The sequence below is a fragment of the Pelagibacterium sp. genome (assembly GCF_965249125.1).
GTDB lineage: Bacteria > Pseudomonadota > Alphaproteobacteria > Rhizobiales > Devosiaceae > Pelagibacterium.
On the sequence record NZ_OZ252217.1, the window covers coordinates 1,376,715 to 1,395,838 of the forward strand.

30 protein-coding genes are annotated in these 19,124 nt (G+C 60.1%); 26 read left to right on the forward strand and 4 right to left on the reverse strand.

From position 1 onward, the window contains the following. The 21 genes from rplV to rplQ all read left to right on the forward strand — a co-directional run bounded on the left by rplV (window position 1) and on the right by rplQ (window position 11,038). Complete coding sequence (rplV, locus tag ACP148_RS06815; RefSeq protein ID WP_421950195.1) at window positions 1-381, forward strand: 50S ribosomal protein L22; 381 nt, start codon at window positions 1-3, stop codon at window positions 379-381. Continuing rightward, window positions 381-1,091: a 30S ribosomal protein S3 gene (rpsC, locus tag ACP148_RS06820; protein ID WP_264227496.1), complete on the forward strand. Its 711-nt coding sequence runs from the start codon at window positions 381-383 to the stop codon at window positions 1,089-1,091. Before rplV ends, rpsC begins: the two co-directional genes overlap by 1 nt. 14 nt (window positions 1,092-1,105) lie before the next feature. Beyond that, entirely contained in the window at window positions 1,106-1,519 is a 414-nt protein-coding gene (gene rplP, locus ACP148_RS06825) for a 50S ribosomal protein L16 (RefSeq protein WP_417581991.1), read from the forward strand. Between the two features lie 12 nt (window positions 1,520-1,531). Next, window positions 1,532-1,732: a 50S ribosomal protein L29 gene (rpmC, locus tag ACP148_RS06830; RefSeq protein ID WP_014130828.1), complete on the forward strand. Its 201-nt coding sequence runs from the start codon at window positions 1,532-1,534 to the stop codon at window positions 1,730-1,732. A gap of 10 nt (window positions 1,733-1,742) precedes the next feature. After that, on the forward strand, window positions 1,743-1,976 hold the full coding sequence (gene rpsQ / locus ACP148_RS06835) for a 30S ribosomal protein S17 (RefSeq protein ID WP_421950196.1): 234 nt from the start codon (window positions 1,743-1,745) through the stop codon (window positions 1,974-1,976). Window positions 1,977-2,052: 76 nt separating this feature from the next. Next, window positions 2,053-2,421 carry a 50S ribosomal protein L14 gene (rplN, locus tag ACP148_RS06840; RefSeq protein WP_014130826.1) on the forward strand — a complete coding sequence of 123 codons (369 nt, stop codon included), beginning with the start codon at window positions 2,053-2,055 and terminating at the stop codon, window positions 2,419-2,421. Beyond that, entirely contained in the window at window positions 2,421-2,735 is a 315-nt protein-coding gene (gene rplX, locus ACP148_RS06845) for a 50S ribosomal protein L24 (RefSeq protein WP_014130825.1), read from the forward strand. Before rplN ends, rplX begins: the two co-directional genes overlap by 1 nt. Beyond that, window positions 2,728-3,282: a 50S ribosomal protein L5 gene (gene rplE, locus ACP148_RS06850; RefSeq protein ID WP_014130824.1), complete on the forward strand. Its 555-nt coding sequence runs from the start codon at window positions 2,728-2,730 to the stop codon at window positions 3,280-3,282. Before rplX ends, rplE begins: the two co-directional genes overlap by 8 nt. A 36-nt stretch (window positions 3,283-3,318) precedes the next feature. After that, window positions 3,319-3,624: a 30S ribosomal protein S14 gene (gene rpsN / locus ACP148_RS06855; RefSeq protein ID WP_421950197.1), complete on the forward strand. Its 306-nt coding sequence runs from the start codon at window positions 3,319-3,321 to the stop codon at window positions 3,622-3,624. 13 nt (window positions 3,625-3,637) lie between these two features. Beyond that, a complete protein-coding gene (gene rpsH, locus ACP148_RS06860; RefSeq protein WP_421950198.1) occupies window positions 3,638-4,036 on the forward strand; it encodes a 30S ribosomal protein S8 in 399 nt (132 codons plus the stop codon). A 122-nt stretch (window positions 4,037-4,158) separates the two neighbouring features. Further along, window positions 4,159-4,692: a 50S ribosomal protein L6 gene (gene rplF, locus ACP148_RS06865; protein ID WP_421950199.1), complete on the forward strand. Its 534-nt coding sequence runs from the start codon at window positions 4,159-4,161 to the stop codon at window positions 4,690-4,692. 12 nt (window positions 4,693-4,704) lie between these two features. After that, on the forward strand, window positions 4,705-5,058 hold the full coding sequence (gene rplR / locus ACP148_RS06870; RefSeq protein ID WP_421950200.1) for a 50S ribosomal protein L18: 354 nt from the start codon (window positions 4,705-4,707) through the stop codon (window positions 5,056-5,058). 47 nt (window positions 5,059-5,105) lie between these two features. Beyond that, window positions 5,106-5,636, forward strand: coding sequence for a 30S ribosomal protein S5 (gene rpsE, locus ACP148_RS06875; protein ID WP_014130819.1), 531 nt, complete (start codon window positions 5,106-5,108; stop codon window positions 5,634-5,636). 23 nt (window positions 5,637-5,659) lie between these two features. Further along, entirely contained in the window at window positions 5,660-5,848 is a 189-nt protein-coding gene (rpmD, locus tag ACP148_RS06880) for a 50S ribosomal protein L30 (protein ID WP_421950201.1), read from the forward strand. Between the two features lie 15 nt (window positions 5,849-5,863). Beyond that, window positions 5,864-6,343 (forward strand): 50S ribosomal protein L15, encoded by a 480-nt coding sequence (gene rplO / locus ACP148_RS06885; RefSeq protein WP_264227507.1) that lies wholly within the window; start codon window positions 5,864-5,866, stop codon window positions 6,341-6,343. Between the two features lie 150 nt (window positions 6,344-6,493). Next, window positions 6,494-7,828: a preprotein translocase subunit SecY gene (gene secY / locus ACP148_RS06890; protein WP_421950202.1), complete on the forward strand. Its 1,335-nt coding sequence runs from the start codon at window positions 6,494-6,496 to the stop codon at window positions 7,826-7,828. Beyond that, entirely contained in the window at window positions 7,825-8,391 is a 567-nt protein-coding gene (locus tag ACP148_RS06895; RefSeq protein ID WP_421950203.1) for an adenylate kinase, read from the forward strand. Before secY ends, ACP148_RS06895 begins: the two co-directional genes overlap by 4 nt. Before the next feature lie 186 nt (window positions 8,392-8,577). Beyond that, a complete protein-coding gene (gene rpsM / locus ACP148_RS06900) occupies window positions 8,578-8,946 on the forward strand; it encodes a 30S ribosomal protein S13 (protein WP_264227510.1) in 369 nt (122 codons plus the stop codon). Window positions 8,947-9,066: 120 nt separating this feature from the next. After that, window positions 9,067-9,459, forward strand: coding sequence for a 30S ribosomal protein S11 (gene rpsK, locus ACP148_RS06905; RefSeq protein WP_014130813.1), 393 nt, complete (start codon window positions 9,067-9,069; stop codon window positions 9,457-9,459). Window positions 9,460-9,555: 96 nt separating this feature from the next. Next, window positions 9,556-10,572 (forward strand): DNA-directed RNA polymerase subunit alpha, encoded by a 1,017-nt coding sequence (locus ACP148_RS06910; protein ID WP_421950884.1) that lies wholly within the window; start codon window positions 9,556-9,558, stop codon window positions 10,570-10,572. Window positions 10,573-10,609: 37 nt separating this feature from the next. Next, window positions 10,610-11,038, forward strand: a complete 429-nt coding sequence (gene rplQ, locus ACP148_RS06915) for a 50S ribosomal protein L17 (protein ID WP_421950204.1) — start codon at window positions 10,610-10,612, stop codon at window positions 11,036-11,038. Window positions 11,039-11,125: 87 nt separating this feature from the next. Here rplQ and ACP148_RS06920 read toward each other — a convergent pair whose 3' ends face one another. Continuing rightward, window positions 11,126-11,680, reverse strand: coding sequence for an AAA family ATPase (locus tag ACP148_RS06920; RefSeq protein WP_421950205.1), 555 nt, complete (start codon window positions 11,678-11,680; stop codon window positions 11,126-11,128). Next, window positions 11,680-12,831 carry a hypothetical protein gene (locus ACP148_RS06925; RefSeq protein ID WP_421950206.1) on the reverse strand — a complete coding sequence of 384 codons (1,152 nt, stop codon included), beginning with the start codon at window positions 12,829-12,831 and terminating at the stop codon, window positions 11,680-11,682. Before ACP148_RS06925 ends, ACP148_RS06920 begins: the two co-directional genes overlap by 1 nt. A 218-nt stretch (window positions 12,832-13,049) precedes the next feature. On the opposite strand from ACP148_RS06925, the gene ACP148_RS06930 reads away from it, so the two are divergent. From ACP148_RS06930 to ACP148_RS06950, 5 genes are all read left to right on the forward strand, one after another. Continuing rightward, a complete protein-coding gene (locus ACP148_RS06930; RefSeq protein ID WP_421950207.1) occupies window positions 13,050-14,441 on the forward strand; it encodes a Do family serine endopeptidase in 1,392 nt (463 codons plus the stop codon). Window positions 14,442-14,458: 17 nt separating this feature from the next. Then, window positions 14,459-15,787, forward strand: a complete 1,329-nt coding sequence (locus tag ACP148_RS06935; RefSeq protein WP_421950208.1) for a replication-associated recombination protein A — start codon at window positions 14,459-14,461, stop codon at window positions 15,785-15,787. 68 nt (window positions 15,788-15,855) lie between these two features. Next, entirely contained in the window at window positions 15,856-16,857 is a 1,002-nt protein-coding gene (locus tag ACP148_RS06940; protein ID WP_421950209.1) for an RluA family pseudouridine synthase, read from the forward strand. Beyond that, the gene (locus tag ACP148_RS06945; protein WP_421950210.1) at window positions 16,854-17,525 is read left to right on the forward strand and encodes an HAD-IA family hydrolase; all 672 of its coding nucleotides are present in this window, start codon (window positions 16,854-16,856) and stop codon (window positions 17,523-17,525) included. The genes ACP148_RS06940 and ACP148_RS06945 overlap by 4 nt, the downstream gene beginning before the upstream one ends. Continuing rightward, entirely contained in the window at window positions 17,525-18,298 is a 774-nt protein-coding gene (locus tag ACP148_RS06950; RefSeq protein ID WP_421950211.1) for an ATP12 family chaperone protein, read from the forward strand. Before ACP148_RS06945 ends, ACP148_RS06950 begins: the two co-directional genes overlap by 1 nt. Here ACP148_RS06950 and folK read toward each other — a convergent pair. Together folK and folB are read right to left on the reverse strand one after the other, a co-directional pair. After that, entirely contained in the window at window positions 18,290-18,736 is a 447-nt protein-coding gene (gene folK / locus ACP148_RS06955) for a 2-amino-4-hydroxy-6-hydroxymethyldihydropteridine diphosphokinase (protein WP_421950212.1), read from the reverse strand. The genes ACP148_RS06950 and folK overlap by 9 nt on opposite strands. Further along, the gene (folB, locus tag ACP148_RS06960) at window positions 18,736-19,122 is read right to left on the reverse strand and encodes a dihydroneopterin aldolase (protein WP_421950213.1); all 387 of its coding nucleotides are present in this window, start codon (window positions 19,120-19,122) and stop codon (window positions 18,736-18,738) included. Before folB ends, folK begins: the two co-directional genes overlap by 1 nt. Window positions 19,123-19,124 lie beyond the last annotated feature (2 nt).

Below are 19,124 nucleotides of genomic sequence, written 5' to 3' on the forward strand. Positions count from 1 at the left end.
ATGGGCAAGGAAAAGCGTGAACGCGCGCTCAAGGACACTGAGGCGAAAGCCGTCCTTCGCATGGTGCGCACGAGCCCTCAGAAGCTCAACCTGGTTGCCGCACAGATCCGTGGCAAGAAGGTCGAGAAGGCTCTTGCCGAACTCGAATTCTCGCGCAAGCGGATTTCGCTTTCGGTCAAGAAGACCCTCGAGAGCGCCATCGCGAACGCCGAAAACAACCATGGTCTGGATACGGACTCCCTGGTGGTCTCGGAAGCCTTCGTTGGCAAGGCTCTGGTGATGAAGCGGTTTCATGCACGTGCCCGCGGTCGCGGCGCTCGCATCGAAAAGCCGTTCTCGCACCTGACCATCGTTGTCCGTGAAGTCGAGGAGGCCATCTGATGGGCCAGAAAGTTAATCCGATCGGGCTTCGCCTCGGCATCAACCGCACCTGGGACTCCCGTTGGTACGCCAACAAGGGCGAGTATGGTTCGCTCCTGCAGGAAGATCTCAAGATCCGCGAGATGCTCGAGAAAGAGCTCAAGCAGGCCGCTGTTTCCAAGATCGTCATCGAACGCCCGCACCGCAAGTGCCGCATTTCGATCCACTCGGCTCGTCCGGGCATCGTGATCGGCAAGAAGGGCGCGGACATCGAGAAGATCCGCAACAAGGTCAAGAAGTTCACCAATTCCGAAGTGCACATCAACATCGTTGAAGTGCGCAAGCCGGAAACCGACGCAACGCTGGTTGCACAGGGCATCGCCCAACAGCTGGAGCGCCGCGTGGCGTTCCGCCGGGCCATGAAGCGTGCCGTCCAGACGGCAATGCGCATGGGCGCCCAGGGCATCCGTGTCAACGTTGGTGGTCGTCTTGGCGGCGCCGATATTGCCCGGACCGAATGGTACCGTGAAGGCCGCGTGCCGCTTCACACCCTTCGTGCCGACGTCGACTATGGTGTTGCCGAAGCCGCGACCACCTATGGCATCATCGGTATCAAGGTCTGGATCTTCAAAGGCGAGATCATGGAACACGATCCGATGGCTCACGAGCGCCGCGCCACCGAAGGTGGTGATTCGGGCGGGCAGGGCCGCCGCGGTCCGGCTGCAAGCTGATAGGACTATAAAAAATGCTGCAACCGAAACGTACAAAGTTCCGCAAGGCCCACAAGGGCCGGATCCACGGCGCCGCCAAGGGCGGCACCGACCTGAATTTTGGCGAATATGGCTTGAAGGCTCAGGAACCTGAGCGTATAACCGCCCGCCAGATCGAGGCCGCACGCCGCGCGATGACACGCTACATGAAGCGCGCCGGCCGTGTGTGGATCCGGGTGTTCCCGGATGTGCCCGTGTCGTCCAAGCCGACCGAAGTCCGTATGGGTAAAGGTAAGGGTGCTCCCGAATATTGGGCAGCCCGCGTCAAGCCCGGCCGGATCATGTTCGAAATTGACGGCGTAAGTGAAGAGATTGCGCGTGAAGCTCTGCGTCTGGCGGCCATGAAGTTGCCGATCAAGACGCGGTTCGTCAGCCGCATTGCAGATTAAGGACGTACAGCGATGGCAAAGCCGAGCGACGTTAGAGCAAAGACGGTCGACGAACTCAAGGACGAGCTCGTCAATCTGAAGAAAGAGCAGTTCAACCTGCGTTTCCAGCGGGCTACCCAGCAGCTGGAAAACACCTCTCAGGTGCGCAAGGTCCGCCGCGATATCGCGCGCGTCCAGACCGTGATCGCCGAGAAGGCGCAGGCCGGAAAGTAAGGAGACACGAATGCCCAAGCGTATCCTGCAGGGGACAGTGGTCTCCGATACGAATGAGAAGACGGTTGTGGTGAGCGTCGAGCGCCGTTTTACACACCCGATCATGAAAAAGACCGTGCGCCGGTCCAAGAAGTACCACGCCCACGACGAGGCCAATGCGGCCAAGGTCGGTGATGTGGTGCAGATCCAGGAATGTGCGCCGATCTCCAAGAACAAGCGTTGGACGCTGGTCAATCCGGCATAACGCAAGAGCTCACAAAGAGATCTAGTGCCGTGCCGGATACCGGACGCGGACCAGTAATTAAAGAAGGCAACCAGTCATGATTCAGATGCAGACGAACCTCGACGTCGCCGATAATTCGGGCGCTCGTCGTGTTATGTGCATCAAGGTGCTGGGCGGTTCGCATCGCAAGTATGCGTCTGTTGGCGACATCATCGTTGTGTCGGTCAAGGACGCCATCCCGCGCGGCCGCGTCAAGAAGGGCCAGGTTATGAAGGCTGTGGTGGTTCGCACCGCTTCCGACATCCGGCGCCCCGATGGCACCGTGATCCGTTTCGACCGCAATGCGGCGGTGATCATCAACAACAACAAGGAACCGATCGGCACCCGTATCTTTGGCCCGGTTCCTCGTGAGCTGCGTGCGAAAAGCCACATGAAGATCATTTCGCTCGCGCCGGAGGTGCTGTAATGGCTGCCAAGATCAAAAAGGGTGACAAGGTCATCGTTCTGACTGGCAAGGACAAGGGCAAGACCGGGCAGGTCCTGCAGGTCATGCCGACCGACACCAAGGCCCTGGTTTCCGGTATCAATCTGGTGCGTCGTCACCAGAAGCAGACGCAGAGCCAGGATGCGGGCATCATCACTAAGGAAGCCCCCATTCACCTGAGCAACATCGCTCTGGTCGATGCCAAGGACAACAAGCCGACCCGCGTCGGCTTCAAGATCGAAGACGGCGTCAAGAAGCGCGTCGCAAAGCGTTCTGGAGAAGTGATCGATGGCTGAGACATACATTCCGCGCCTGCGCACGCATTATGAAGATGTGGTGCGTGCCGGTCTCACCGAGACCTTCAACTACGTCAACCCGATGCAGGTTCCCAAGCTTGAGAAGGTCGTTCTCAACATGGGCGTCGGCGAAGCGGTTGCCGATTCCAAGAAGGTGAAGGCAGCCCTTGCCGATCTCGAAAAGATCGCCGGCCAGAAGCCTGTCGTCACCTATGCGCGCAAGTCGATCGCGGGCTTCAAGGTCCGCGAAGGCATGGCGCTGGGCGTCAAGGTCACGCTGCGCCGTGCCCAGATGTACGAATTCATCGACCGCCTGGTCAACGTCGCGCTGCCGCGCGTCCGCGACTTCCGCGGCCTGAACCCCAAGAGCTTCGATGGCCGCGGCAATTATGCCATGGGCATCAAGGAACATATCGTGTTCCCCGAGATCAACTATGACCAGATCGATCAGGTCTGGGGCATGGACGTGATCGTCTGCACCACGGCAAAGACCGACGACGAAGCGCGTGCGCTTCTCAAGGCTTTCAATTTCCCGTTCCGCCAGTAAGCGGATAACTGGAAAAGAGACGAAAGAGAGACTTAGATGGCTAAGACTAGCTCCATCGAGAAAAACAAGCGCCGCGCCAAGCTCGCCAAGCAGTATGCGCCCAAGCGGGCTGCGCTCAAGGCCAAGGCAAAAGACGAGTCGCTGAGCTTTGAAGAGCGTTTCGCCGCCCAGCTCAAGCTGGCCGAACTGCCCCGCAACGCTTCGCCGGTTCGCGTTCGCAACCGCTGCGAGGTTTCGGGTCGCCCGCGCGGCTATTATCGCAAGCTCAAGCTGAGCCGTATCGCGCTCCGCGAGCTTGGCTCGATGGGCATGATCCCCGGTTTGGTCAAGTCGAGCTGGTAAGGAAAGAACGAAGATGACTCTTACAGATCCTCTTGGCGATATGCTGACCCGCATCCGCAACGCGCAGATGCGCCGTCGCGATGTCGTCCGTACGCCCGCTTCGAGCCTTCGTGCTCATGTTCTCGACGTTCTCAAGGCCGAAGGCTACATTCGTGGCTATTCGGAAGGGACCAGCGAAAACGGCCTTCCCGAATTCGCCATCGAGCTCAAGTACTCGGAAAACGAACCTGTTATCCGTGAAATTCAGCGCGTGTCCAAGCCGGGTCGCCGCGTTTACGCGTCGGTCAAGAATATCCCGGTTGTCGGTAACGGCCTGGGTGTTTCGATCCTGTCCACCCCCAAGGGTGTAATGGCCGATCACGCAGCTCGCGCTGAAAACGTCGGCGGCGAGGTTCTCTGCCGCGTCTTCTAAAACGTGTTTCATGCCGGTCGTTTCAATTGGCCGGCGTGGCGCACATACGTTTGGAGTTTCCGTGAGATCGGAAGCGGGCAGGGCTTAAATCCTGCCTTCATAGAACGAAAAGGCAATTTAATATGTCGCGTATTGGCAAAAAGCCGGTAGCACCGGTCAGCGGCGTGACGGTCACATTGGACGGCCAGAAGGTCACCGCAAAGGGCTCAAAGGGTGAGCTTTCAGTGGTGCTCGTCGATCTGGTCAAGCCTGAGATGACCGATGACGGCGTAGTTGTTACCCCCATCGATGACAGCCGTGAGGCGCGCGCCGCCTGGGGTTTGTCGCGCTCGCTCGTGCAGAACATCGTGACCGGTGTTTCGACTGGCTTTGAGCGCAAGCTCGCCATCACGGGCGTCGGCTATCGTGCCCAGATGCAGGGTTCGGACCTCAAGCTTTCCCTCGGTTTCTCCCATGAAGTCATCTTCAAGGCACCGGACGGGATTTCGCTTGCAGCGCCCACCCAGACGGAAATCGTTGTCACGGGCATCGACAAGCAGCAGGTTGGCCAGGTTGCGGCCGACATTCGTGAGTTCCGTCCGCCGGAGCCCTACAAGGGCAAGGGTGTGCGCTATGCGGATGAGCACATCTACCGCAAAGAAGGCAAGAAGAAGTAAGGATTGGTCGAGATGGCTAAGCTCTCTGGTATCGAACGGCGCAAGGCGCGTGTTCGTCGGGCTCTCAAGGCCCGTGCCAACGGTCGTCCGCGCTTGTCGGTCTTCCGTTCGGAAAAGAATATCTACGCACAGATCATCGACGATGCGAATGGCGTGACGCTGGCGTCCGCTTCCTCGCTCGAAAAGGATCTCAAGATCAAGAACGGCGCCAATCAGGCCGCTGCTTCTGAAGTTGGCAAGGCACTTGCTGCCCGCGCCACCAAGGCCGGTGTTTCGGACGTCGTGTTCGATCGCGGTGCCTATCTGTTCCATGGCCGCGTCAAGGCGCTGGCCGATGCCGCCCGCGAGGGCGGGCTGAGCTTCTAAGCGAACGCTCCTTACAAGATAAAAGAGAAAAAAGACTGGTAGGAACGATGAGAGACACTCAAGAACGCGATAGCGAATTCGTCGATCGCCTGGTTCACATCAACCGTGTTGCCAAGGTGGTCAAGGGCGGTCGTCGCTTTGGTTTTGCTGCCCTGGTGGTGGTTGGTGATCAGAAAGGCCGTGTTGGTTTTGGCCATGGCAAGGCGCGTGAAGTGCCTGAAGCCATCCGCAAGGCAACCGAGCAGGCCAAGCGCCAGATGATCCGCGTACCGCTGCGTGAAGCCCGTACGCTGCACCACGACGTGCAGGGCCGTCACGGCGCCGGCAAGGTGATCCTGCGTGCGGCTCCGGCCGGTACCGGCATCATCGCGGGCGGCCCGATGCGCGCCGTCTTCGAAACCCTTGGCATCAACGACATCGTTGCCAAGAGCCAGGGTTCGGCAAATCCTTACAACATGGTTCGCGCCACGTTCGATGCGCTCAAGAACGTCGACAGCCCGCGTTCGGTCGCGGCCCGTCGCGGTCTGAAGGTTTCCGAGTTGCAGGCACGTCGCGGTGAAGCCGCCGTCGAGGCTTGAGACAGCGCTCGAGGAGAGAAACAATGGCTAAGAAGACCGTTATCGTCGAGCAGATCGGTTCGCCGATCCGCCGCAAGGAAGATCAGCGCGCGACACTTGTGGGCCTGGGCCTGAACAAGATGCATCGCCGCAGCGAACTGGAAGATACGCCGTCGGTGCGCGGCATGATCTCCAAGGTCGCTCACCTCGTCCGCGTCGTGGACGAGCATTAAGAGGGATTTGGTATTATGAAACTCAACGAGATCGCCGATAACGCCGGCGCCACCAAAGCCAAAGTTCGCGTCGGTCGCGGCATCGGCTCTGGTCTTGGCAAGACCGGCGGTCGTGGCGTCAAGGGTCAGAAGTCCCGTTCGGGCGTTTCGATCAATGGCTTTGAAGGCGGCCAGATGCCGCTTCACATGCGGATGCCCAAGCGCGGCTTCAACAATCCCTTCGCCAAGAAGTGGAATGCTGTCCGTCTCGACCGCATCCAGGCCTATATCGACAGCGGCAAGCTCGACGCCAAGGGCGTCGTGGATGCCGAAGCATTGGTCAAGGCCGGCGTCATCCGCCGCGCCAAGGACGGTGTGCGGCTCATCAACAGCGGTGAATTCAAGGCCAAGAAGGTCACCTTCAAGGTCAACCACGTTTCCGCTGGTGCCGCCGCTGCTATCGAAGCAGCCGGGGGCAAGGTCGAGCTGATCGGCAAGCCTGCCGACGCCGAATAATTCGTTGCAATGTTTCGAGCGCGCCCCGGCGATCTTCCTGAATAGGGGGATTGCATAGGGGCGCGCTCTGACTATATCAGAGCATTGTCTTTTTTGCGGGCCCGTGTGGCCCGTTCCTTTGCTCTATAAGCCACTTCAGAGGGAGCCGTCATGGCGTCTGCAGCCGAGCAACTGGCCCGAAACCTGAGTTTTTCAACCTTTTCGAAGGCCAAGGAACTCCAGAAGCGGATTTTCTTCACCCTTGGCGCGTTGCTGGTTTATCGGCTCGGCACCTATATTCCGATTCCGGGCATCGACCCTGATGCCTTCGCGGCGACGTTTCAGCAGGCGCAGGGCGGCATTTTCGGGCTGTTCAACATGTTCGCCGGCGGCGCTGTCGAACGTCTCGCGATTTTTGCGCTCAATCTGATCCCCTACATTACGGCCTCCATCGTCATTCAGGTGATGTCGACGGCCTCTCCGCGCCTTGAGGCATTGAAGAAGGAAGGGGAGAGCGGCCGGCGCAAGCTCAACCAGTACACCCGGTATCTCACCGTCGTCTTCTGCGCCGTGCAGGCCTATGGCATTGCCGTAGGGCTCGAGGCCAGTGAAGGCGTCGTGGCCGATCCGGGCTGGTTCTTCCGCATTTCCACCGTCATCACCCTGGTTGGCGGCACCATGTTCCTGATGTGGCTGGGCGAGCAGATGACTGCGCGCGGTGTCGGCAACGGCATTTCGCTGATCATTTTCGCCGGTATCGTTGCATCCCTGCCAGCAACAATTGCCCAAACGCTCGAGTTGAGCCGCACCGGTGCTCTGCCGACGCTTGCTGTCGTCGGCATTCTGATCGGCGCCATCGTGGTGATCGGGGTTATCGTGTTCTTCGAGCGTGCCCAGCGCAGGCTTCTGATCCAATATCCGAAGCGCCAGGTGGGCAACAAGATGTATCAGGGCGACACTTCGCACCTGCCGCTTAAGCTCAACACTGCGGGCGTCATTCCGGTGATCTTCTCGTCCTCGCTGCTGCTGTTGCCGGCGACGATTGCGACGTTCTCGGCCCAGGGCGATGCCCCGCAATGGCTGCAATACATCTCGGCGCTGCTCGGACGCGGCCAGCCGCTCTATCTGGCGCTGTTTGCCGGAATGATTATCTTCTTTGCGTTCTTTTACACTTCGATCGTTTTCAATCCGACCGAGACGGCGGACAACCTCAAGCGGTCGGGCGGGTTCATTCCCGGTATTCGTCCGGGCGAAAGAACGGCGCAGCATATCGACTACGTGCTGACCCGCATTACCGTCGTCGGCGCGATCTATCTGACCATCGTCGCGCTGATCCCGGAAGTGTTTTTGAGCCAGCTTAACATCTCTGCCTTCCTGGGCGGCACGTCGCTGCTCATCATGGTTACGGTGACGCTGGATACGGTGAGCCAGATTCAGAGCCATCTGATCGCGCAGCAATATGAGGGCATGGTCAAGAAATCGCGTCTAGGGGGACGGAAAAGATGAGACTGGTTCTTTTGGGGCCGCCGGGGGCAGGCAAGGGCACTCAGGCACAGATCCTGGTATCGACCTATTCCATTCCTCAGCTTTCGACTGGCGACATGCTCCGGGCGGCGATCGCCGACAAGACCCCGCTCGGGCTTGAAGCCAAGGCGATCGTCGATCGGGGGGATCTGGTTTCCGACGATATCGTGTCGGGCATCATTTCCGAGCGCATGGATCAGCCCGATTGCGAGAATGGGTTCATCCTTGACGGGTTTCCGCGCACCATTGCGCAGGCTGAGGCGCTGACCCACATGCTCGACCGTAAGGGGCTCCACCTCAATGCGGTCATTGAAATCAAGGCCGATCCCGATGTGCTCGTCGAGCGCATCATCAATCGGGCCAAGGAAAGCGGCGGCGCGCGGGCCGACGACAATGAGGAAGTGCTGCGCAAACGCCTTGATGTCTACACCCAGCAGACAGCGCCCCTGGTGTCGTTCTATTCTGAGCAGGGCCTGCTCAAATCAGTGGATGGAATGGCGCCGATCGGGGAGGTCACCGCCGCGATCAAGTCGGCGATCAGCTGACCGAAACGATTGGGCTTGCGGCAGTGTTGACTTTGATGCCGTGAGTCCTTAGAACCGCGCCCAGTCTCAGAAATTTCGAGGGCTGGATTCGGTTCCTTCCGTATAGAGAAGGGGGTCGGATGCCGGTCCCTTGTTGTTGAACGAAACGGGGCGGTAACGTCCTCATATCAATTTAGGAGATCCGACGTGGCTCGTATTGCTGGCGTCAATATCCCGACGAACAAGCGCGTGATCATCGCGTTGCAGTATATTCACGGGATTGGGCCGAAAATGGCCTCTGAAATCTGCGAAAAGGTGTCCATTCCAGCCGAGCGGCGCGTGAATGAACTGACCGACGCGGAAGTTATCCAGATCCGCGAAACCATCGACCGTGACTATCAGGTCGAGGGTGATCTTCGCCGTTCGGTTGCCATGAACATCAAGCGTTTGATGGATCTGGGCAATTATCGCGGCCTGCGTCATCGTCGCGGTCTGCCGGTGCGTGGTCAGCGGACCCACACCAACGCGCGCACCCGTAAGGGCCCTGCAAAGGCCATCGCGGGCAAGAAGAAATAAGAAAAACGGGATGGAGCGGCAAGGTCGGGTGATATGGTCCGGCCGAGACGTTCTGTTGCGGGTTTCTTGAGGTGTAGCCGCTGGAACCACGGCGGCGCTAGAGATCACTAGAGGAAGTAAATGGCTAAAGCAGAGACCACACGCGTTCGCCGTCGCGAGCGCAAGAATATCAGTGCCGGCGTTGCACACGTAAACGCCTCGTTCAACAACACCATGGTCACCATCACCGACGTTCAGGGCAACACGATCTCCTGGTCCTCCGCCGGTACGATGGGGTTCAAGGGTTCGCGCAAATCGACCCCTTATGCAGCCCAGATGGCTGCCGAAGACGCCGCCAAGAAGGCGCAGGAACACGGCATGAAGACCCTAGAGGTCGAGGTTCGTGGCCCGGGTTCGGGTCGTGAATCGGCACTGCGTGCCCTTCAGGCCGCCGGCTTCACTGTCACTTCCATCCGGGACGTTACATCCATTCCTCACAATGGGTGCCGGCCGCGCAAGCGCCGTCGCGTCTGATGTGAATGGACCTCGGCAAGGCCAGCCGGGGTTCTTTTACGGTTTGCGGCATGGCGGCCGGGCAGGGCCGCGATTTTGAAAAGGAAGTTGGACGTGATGATCCAGAAAAACTGGCAGGAACTGATTAAGCCGACCAAGCTCGACGTCGTTCCGGGCAGCGATTCCGCGCGCGTCGCCTCCGTGGTCGCCGAGCCGCTTGAACGCGGCTATGGCCTGACCCTGGGCAACACGCTGCGCCGGGTTCTGCTCTCGTCGCTGCAGGGTGCGGCGATTACCGCCATCCAGATCGATGGCGTATTGCATGAATTCTCGTCGATTCCCGGCGTGCGTGAGGACGTGACCGATCTCGTTCTCAACATCAAGGAAATCGCCATCAAGATGGAAGACGAAGGGCCAAAGCGCCTGACTCTTTCCAAGCAGGGTCCGGGTGCCGTCACCGCTGGTGACATCAAGACCACCGGCGACATCGAAGTACTCAATCCTGATCTCGTCATCTGTCACCTCGATGACGGTGCCGAGATCAATATCGAGTTTACGATCAATACCGGCAAGGGTTATGTCCCGGCCGACCGCAACAAGCCAGAAGACGCCCCGATTGGCTACATCGCCGTCGATGCGTTGTTCTCGCCGGTCAAGCGCGTCAGCTATAAGGTCGAAAAGACCCGTGAGGGCCAGAACCTCGACTTCGACAAGCTGAGCATGCAGATCGAGACCAACGGCGCGATCAGCCCCGAAGACGCGCTGGCCTTTGCGGCCCGCATCGTCCAGGACCAACTGTCGGTTTTCGTCAATTTTGAAGAGCCCACCAAGGAAAAGGCCGAGGATTCGACCCCCGAACTCGCTTTCAACCCGGCGCTGCTCAAGAAAGTCGACGAGCTCGAACTGTCGGTGCGTTCGGCAAACTGCCTCAAGAACGACAACATCGTCTATATCGGCGATCTCATCCAGAAGACGGAAGCGGAAATGCTCCGCACACCGAACTTCGGGCGCAAGTCGCTCAACGAGATCAAGGAAGTGCTGGCCCAGATGGGGCTCCATCTCGGGATGGATGTCAACAACTGGCCGCCCGAAAACATCGAAGACCTCGCCAAGCGTTACGAAGATCATTATTGATCCTCCGCTGCGACCAGAAGAACTTTAGGAGAGTATCATGCGCCACGGTAAAGCCGGCCGCAAACTGAACCGGACCTCTTCGCATCGCAAGGCGATGTTCAAGAACATGTCCGCATCGTTGATCAAGCACGAACAGATCGTGACGACCTTGCCCAAGGCCAAGGATCTTCGCCCGATCGTTGAAAAGCTCATCACCCTTGGCAAGCGCGGCGATTTGCATGCCCGCCGCCAGGCCATCGCCCAGATTGGCGATGAAGCCATGGTCAAGAAGCTGTTCGACGTTCTCGGACCGCGCTACAAGGACCGAAATGGTGGATACACCCGCGTCCTCAAGGCCGGTTTCCGCCACGGCGACAATGCGCCCATCGGCATCATCGAATTCGTCGACCGCGACGTCGAAGCCAAGGGCAAGGATTCTGGCCCGACCGCTGACTTCACGCGCGATGAAGAGAACGAAGCCGCGTAAGCGGTTTCCGCCTCAGGCAGGATTGAAAAGGGCGGCTTTCGGGCCGCCTTTTTTTGTTGCCTTGCCCGATTGCCCGCCAACAATTGCCTATGGCCTTTGAAGACCCCATTGCGCATACAGGCGATTGAGGGAGGCCATGCTTTCGACCCTTGCAAAGGGCAGGCCGCTGGCTTTGACGATGTGCTCGAGGCCTGAGCGGCGTTTGGGCTGGACGAATACGATGTGGTGGATCATCAGCCATTTGATACTGTCCTGGCCGCCCTCGAGGGCGCCGATCCTGTCGCGTTCAAACAGCGTGCGGCGAAAATAGCGCCAAAGATTGCCGGGCATCGCCGTATCGACCCAGACGATACCGGTCGCACGCCGGAGGCGTTGAAGCATGAGGCGGGAATAATTGCCTTCCATTACCCAGCTCTCGCCAGCGATCGCCTCATCGTGCAGACGCTCGAATTCGTGGGCCGGGCGAGGCATCCAATCGGTATTCGGCTGATGATGGAGCAGATCGAGGTGGACGGCTGGGACGCCCAGCGCGTTGCCCACCGCCACGGCGAGCGTCGACTTTCCGGAATTGGATGGTCCGAAAATGCAGATTCGCGACCCGAGTGTTTCGGGCCGCGGGAATTGGCCGATGCCGGCGGCCATCAAACCAGAATATCGTCGACCCAATAGAGGTCGCGACGGTCGAAACCGTTGAACGGGGTAAGGGAGGCCTGGGTGTAGGCGCCCATCAGGCCGAATTCGATGTAGTCGTCCTCGGCGATGGCGGCGGGCAGGATGAATGTCTGGGGCATGACGTCATAGCTGTCGCAGGTCGGCCCGAAGATCTTGAAATCCCAGCTTTCGCCGGTCAGCACCTTGTCGCCGCGCCACACGCGGATCGGCGGCATGAACTCGAGGATCATCGCCTCCATCAGCGAGCCATAGACGCCATCGTTGAGATAGACCGATTGCTCGCCGCGCACGTGCTTGACGCGCAGCAGAAGCGAGGTGCATCCAGTGGAAAGTCCACGCCCCGGCTCTGCTATCAGCTCGGGCTTGTTCGAGCCGAAGGTATCGGTCACCGCGTTGCGGATCGTCTCGAAATAGACGTCGAGCGGAGGCGCCGAGTTGGTTATGTAAGGGGCCGGGAAGCCGCCACCGATATTGAGCCTCTTGAGCTCGATGCCGGAGGCTTGCGCAATACGCCCCGCCGCGGCGATGTGGCGCTCGTAGGCATAGGCTTCCTCGCACTGGCTGCCCACATGGAAGCACAGCGAGGTGGAATACCCCATCGCCCTGGCCAAGGTGCAGATCGCGATGGCGCCTTCTTCCATCACGCCGAACTTGGTGCCGAAATCGTAGGATTTGAGCGCCTTGCCGGCCTTGAAGCGGACCGTCACCTCGACGTCCTCGCTGGGCTGGATGACGGCGGCGAGCTGGTCGAGCTGGGCCACGTGATCGATGGTGAACGAGCGCACGCCGAATTCGGAATAGGCGCGCTCGATCTCGCGGCGCGACTTGATGGGGTTGTTGTAATGCATCCCGGCGTCGGGGGCGTATTTGCGGATCAGGGCCATCTCGGTGTTAGAGGCAACATCGTAGGCCTTGAGCCCCGCACGATTCATGATCTCGAGGATATGGGGCGAAGGGTTGGATTTGACCGCATAGGTCAACAGGCCGTCAAAGCCCGCCTTGAAGGTATTTATGGCATCGACCAGGAGCCGTTCGGAAAACAGGAAACTCGGGTAATCGGGTTCCTCGGTGGCGATCAGTTCTGCGGTGTTCGCGTATGTGCGAGACGGCGCGTGGTCCATTGACCTTGATACCTTGTGTGGGGGTTGAAAGCGCGCGTGTATAGGGCTCATTGCCCCCCTCTGCAATGGCCAATTTCGCCTATAGAGACAGGTTGTGACGATTCTTTGTGCGGGGTCAAAATTGCCACGCTTTTGCCGCCAACCTTACGGGCTTGACACTTGAAACCGGGGCGGGAGGTTCTAACCTTTAGCGCGTTGCAAGCTCTGGAGTCTGACCCATGTTCCGCACCTCGATTATTGCCGTTCTTCTGGTTCTGGTTCCCGCCACCGCCTTCGCTCAGGCTGAACGGGCCGTCCCACAGAGCCAGGCGGAAATTCAGCTTTCCTATTCGCCGGTGGTGCAACAGGTCGCGCCAGCGGTCGTCAATGTCTATGCCACGCGGGTGACACAGCAGCAGAGCGGTTTCAACGATCCGTTCTTCGACCAGTTCTTCGGGCGCTCTCCGCTGTTCAACCAGAGACCGCAGACCTCACAATCGCTGGGTTCGGGCGTGATTGTCAGTGCGGATGGGATGATCCTTACCAACAATCACGTCGTAGAGGGGGCAACCGACATTCGGGTCGTGCTCAATGACGGGCGGGAATATCCCGTCGAACTGGTGTTGACCGATCCCTCGACCGATCTGGCGGTGCTCAGGGCCGATGACGGGGCCGGGGAGTTTCCCTTTGTATCGTTTGCCGATTCCGACCAGTTGGAGGTCGGCGATCTCGTTCTGGCCATCGGCAATCCGTTCGGGGTGGGACAATCGGTGTCCAGCGGCATCGTTTCGGCGCTGGCGCGGACCGGGATGGGGATGACCGACTATCAGTTCTTCATCCAGACTGATGCGGCGATCAATCCGGGCAATTCGGGTGGCGCACTGGTCGATATGAACGGACAACTGGTCGGTATCAACACAGCGCTGTTTACCCGCTCGGGTGGTTCTCAGGGCATCGGGTTTGCCATACCGTCGAACATGGTGCGTGTCATCGCCGATGCGGGCGCCGCCGGTGGCGAGATCGTGCGGCCCTGGCTGGGTGCGCAGATGCAGACGCTTGACGGGGAACTGGCCGCCAGTTTGGGGCTGACCACGCCGCGCGGAGCGCTGGTGACCGAAATCGCGCCCGATGGGCCGGCAGAGGCGGCGGGGCTGGTTTCGGGTGATGTGATAACGGCGATCGATGGGGTGGGCGTTCAGGACCCCGAAGCGCTCAATTATCGCGTGGCGACTAAGCCGGTCGGCTCGATCTCCGAATTGACGTTGTGGCGCAACGGCGCCGAAACGATGGCCGCACTGGAACTGGGGGCGCCGCCCGCAACCTCGGAGCGGCAGGCGACGATTGCGGGCAATACGCGATTTGCCGGGGTCACGGCCGCGGAGTTGACACCCGCTTTGGCGCAGCAATTGGGGCTGGGCTTTTCAACCCAGGGTGTCGCCGTGATCGGCGTCGAGGCAGGGAGCCCGGCGGCGCGCATGGGGCTTGAAGAGGGCGATTTAATCGTCGCGCTGAACGGCATGGAAATCCGTGATATTGAAACCTTCGAATCCATTGCCAGCCAGCGTCCACGCGCCTGGCAGATCATCCTGCAACGTGGAGGCAGGGTCATCCGCTCCGTGGTGAGCGGATGAGACCAATGTGAGGTGCGATGAGCGACCTTTTTCCCGAGGACCTTCCGGCCTCGCGACCGACCGATGCACCGGGCGCCGACCGGCCGCTGGCCGACCGGCTGCGGCCGAAATCGCTCGAGGAGGTGATCGGGCAGACCCATATCATCGGTCCCGATGGCACGCTGCGGCGGATGCTGGCTTCGGGGCGGCTGGGTTCGCTTGTTCTGTGGGGACCGCCGGGGACGGGCAAGACCACAGTCGCGCGGCTGTTGGCCGATGCGGTCGACTATCGGTTCGAGCAGATTTCGGCGATCTTTTCGGGCGTGGCGGACCTTAAGAAGGTTTTCGAGACGGCGCGCACGGCGCGGCGGGCCGGCCAGCGGACGCTGCTGTTCGTCGACGAAATCCATCGCTTCAACCGGGCGCAGCAGGACAGCTTTCTTCCCGTCATGGAAGACGGCACCGTGGTGCTGGTCGGGGCGACAACGGAGAACCCGAGTTTCGAGCTCAACGCGGCGCTCTTGTCGCGGGCGCAGGTGCTCAAGTTTTCCAGCCTCGACCGCGACGATCTCGATGCCTTGGCTCGGCGGGCGGAAGAGGAGCTGGGTAAGGCATTACCGCTCGATGAAGACGCGCGGCAAACGCTGATCGGTCTGGCCGATGGCGATGGGCGCGCAATGCTGGGGCTGATCGAGGAAATCATCTCTGCGACGGCGCCAGACGAAATTCTGGACCCGGCGGGGCTGGCCAAGCTCGTCCAGCGGCGGGCGCCGATCTACGACAAAAGCCAGGATGGCCATTACAATCTGATTTCGGCCTTGCACAAGACGGTGCGCGGATCGGATCCCGATGCGGCGCTCTATTATTTCGCGCGCATGATCGATGCGGGCGAGGACCCTATGTATCTGGCGCGGCGGCTGATCCGCATGGCGGTCGAAGACATCGGCATGGCCGATCCGCAGGCGCTGCCGATCGCCACGGCTGCCAAGGACGCCTATCATATGCTCGGGTCCCCTGAGGGAGAGCTGGCCCTGGCCGAAGTTGTGGTTTATCTCGCTACGGCGCCCAAATCGAACGCACTTTACAATGCATACAATCGGGCGCTGGCGCTGGCCAAGACGACCGGCTCGCCGACCCCGCCCATGGCCATTCTCAATGCCCCGACCAAGCTGATGAAATCCGAAGGCTATGGCGAGGGCTATATCTACGATCACGACACCCCCGAGGGCTTTTCGGGTCAGGAGTATTTTCCCGAAAAGATCGGGCGGCGGGACTTCTATCAGCCGGTCGAGCGCGGGTTCGAGCGCGATATCAAGAAGCGGATGGATTATTTTGCCAAACTGCGTGCGGCGAAGCGCGGCGGTTAGCTCCATACCCCATGACGGGCCGGCAATTTCCCGCTAGAAGGGCCGCGAATGGCAAAGGACAGGGTTTCATGAGCGGCGTGCAATTGCGGGAAGTGGCGGCGGATGAGGACGGGATGCGGCTCGACCGCTGGTTCTCGGTGCATTTCCCCGAATTAAGCTTCGGGCGCCTGCAAAAGCTGCTGCGATCGGGACAGGTGCGGGTCGACAGCGGACGGGTTGCCACCAATGCGCGGCTGGTTGCCGGGCAGACGGTGCGTGTGCCGCCGCTGGGCGATGCGCCGGTGCGTTCGCCGGACGCGCCGCGTATCAACCAGAAAGACGCCGACTTCCTGCGCGATCTCATCCTCTATGAGGATGACGAGGTTTATGTGTTCAACAAGCCGCACGGGCTGGCCGTGCAGGGCGGATCGGGCACCAAGCGCCATATCGACGGCATGCTCAAATCGCTGCCCAACAAGAAGGGCGAGCCGCCCCGGCTGGTCCATCGGCTCGACCGCGATACCTCGGGGTGCCTTCTGGTGGCCAAGACGCGCGCTGCAGCAAGCCATTTCGGCACCGTGTTCCGCTCGCGCTCGGCGCGCAAGATTTACTGGGCGATAACGATCGGTGTTCCCCATCCCCGCCAGGGGCGGATTTCGTGCTTTCTGGCGCGCCAATCGACCCAGGACGGCGAGCAGATGGTGGTTGTCGAAAACGGCACCGAGGGCGCTCAACATTCGGTGAGTTATTATTCGGTGACCGAGAGCGCTGCCAACCAGTTCGCCTGGGTGACGCTCAAACCGGTAACCGGTCGCACGCACCAGTTGCGTGTGCACATGATGGAGCTGGGCACGCCGATCCTCGACGATCCACGCTACAATACGCTGGAAAACTGGAATTTCGAACGGCCAGAGGAACTGGGCAACGGGCTGCATCTGCACGCGCGGCGGCTGGCCATTCCGCTGCGCAGCGGCAGGAGGCTCGATATTACCGCACCGCTGCCGCCGCATATGAAGGCGAGCTTCGAGACGCTGGGGTTCGATGCCAATCAGTACGATGTGCAGGATGTCGATCCCGAGGATGACGCATGATGGCTGATCCACGCCTCATCATGTTCGATATGGACGGCACGCTGATCGACTCCGGCGCGATCATCGCCGAGCACATGGCGGCGACCTTTCGTGACCATGGATTGCCTGAGCCGACGCGGGAAATGTCCCATTCGATCATTGGCTTGTCGCTGGAACTTGCCATCGAGAATCTGGCGCGGTGCGACGCCGAGACGGCGATCCTTATGGCTGTCACCTATCGTCAGCACTATCGCGCCATGCTGGCGGAGGGCCATCGGCACGAGCCGCTTTACGCCGGGGCGATGGACGCACTCGATCGGCTGAAAGCCCATGATGCCTCGATCCTCGGCATCGCCACGGGCAAGGGGCTGCATGGGGTCCATCGCATCCTGGCGCTGCACACGCTGGCCGACCATTTTGTGACACTACAAACGCCCGACCACAATCCGTCGAAACCTCATCCGGGGATGATCCTGCGGGCCTGTGCAGAAACCGGGATCGATCCGTCCTGTACGGTGATGATCGGCGATACCACCTTCGATATGGAGCTGGGCCGGTCGGCCGGGGCGCGGACGATCGGGGTGAGCTGGGGCTATCACGCCCGCGTTGCGCTCGAGGAGAGCGGTGCCCATATCATCATCGACGATTATGCCGATCTCGACGATGCAATAGAAAAGGTGTTGAGCTGATGCGCGAATTTCTCGAAGACGCACTCAGGCATCAGGATGCGGGGCAGGGCCGCAATCAGAAGGATCTGATCCGCGAATTGCCCAGGCGCTTCTACAAGACAGTCGAGGTGGCCGAGGCCGACGGGTTTTTCACCGTATTGCTGGACGGCCGCGTGACCAAGACGCCAACCGGAAAGCAGGTTGGCGTTGGCCATGCCGATCTTGCGGCGCGCATGCGGGAGGAATGGGATGCGCAGGGCGATCAGATCGACCCCGATATGATGCCGCATGTCAAACTGATCAATTCGGCCGTCGAGGCGGGCGATGAATCGCGGATCGCACTGCTCGATGAAGTGGTGAAATATGCGGGCAATGATCTGCTGCTCTATCGCGCCGACAGCCCTCGCGAGCTTGTCGAGAAGCAGGAGCAGGTCTGGGACGATGTGCTTGTGCGGATTGCACGGCATTTTTCGGTCAGCTTCCAGCCAACTGTGGGGATTGTGCACAAGGCGCAATCTCCCGACATGCTCAAAAAGCTCAGAGATGCCATCGAACCGCTGCACCATGTGCCTGCCACTGCGATGGTGTCGGTGACGGGGCTGACGGGCTCGGGCCTGCTGGCGATTGCGTTGCGCGAAAAGCTGGTCGATGCCGATGCTGCATGGACGGCAGCCCATGTTGACGAGGATTACCAGATTTCGCTCTGGGGTGAAGATTACGAGGCTGCGGCGCGGCGTCGGCAGCGGCGCCTTGAATTCGATGCCGCGGTCAATGTTATCAACTTGTTAGGCTGACTTGTTGTCTGTCTGAATCATCAGCCAATCGGCCATGTCCGGCGCGATTTCGCGCAACGGATCGAGCACAAAGTCGCGCTCGTGCGCATGAGGATGGGGCAAGGTCAGACGCTGGCTGTCGATCACCAGTTCATCGTAAACGATGATGTCGATATCGATGAGGCGCGGCCCCCATTTCTCGATGCGGACGCGGCCGATTGCGGCCTCGGTGGCAAGACAGAAATCGAGCAGTTCGAGCGGGGCAAGCGTGGTTTCGATCAGAACGGCACCATTATGGAATCGATCCTGATCGGTCTTGCCCCAAGGCTCGCTGACGATCAGCGTGCTTTGCTTCAACAGGGAAATCTGCTTGTGACCGGCGATGGCTTCGATGGCCTGAGCAATCTGGAGCGCCGGGTCGCCCATATTGGCGCCCAGCGCCAGGACTGCGTGGGCCATTAGATCTGTTCCCTGGTCCTGACCATTTCGATGGCGGCTTCGCCAGCCACGATGGGCAGGGGCGCCTCGGGCTTTCTGACCTTGATGCGGATCCAGTCGAGTTTGTCGAAGCGTTCGAAAAGGCGTGTCATGATGTGGTGGCCGAGCGCTTCGATCAGCTTGAAGCGTCTTTCCTCGAAGGCTTCCTTCACCAGATCGTAGATATGGGCATAGGAGATGGTCGAGGCGACCTCGTCGGTGCGGGCGGCTTCGGACATGTCCAGCCCCAGCTCGAGATCGATGCGGAAGCGCTGGCCCAGCGCGTTTTCCTCCATCATGACGCCGTGATAGCCGTAAAAGGCCAGCCCGGCCAGTATGATGCGGTCGCGATCGGCAAAGCTGTCCATGG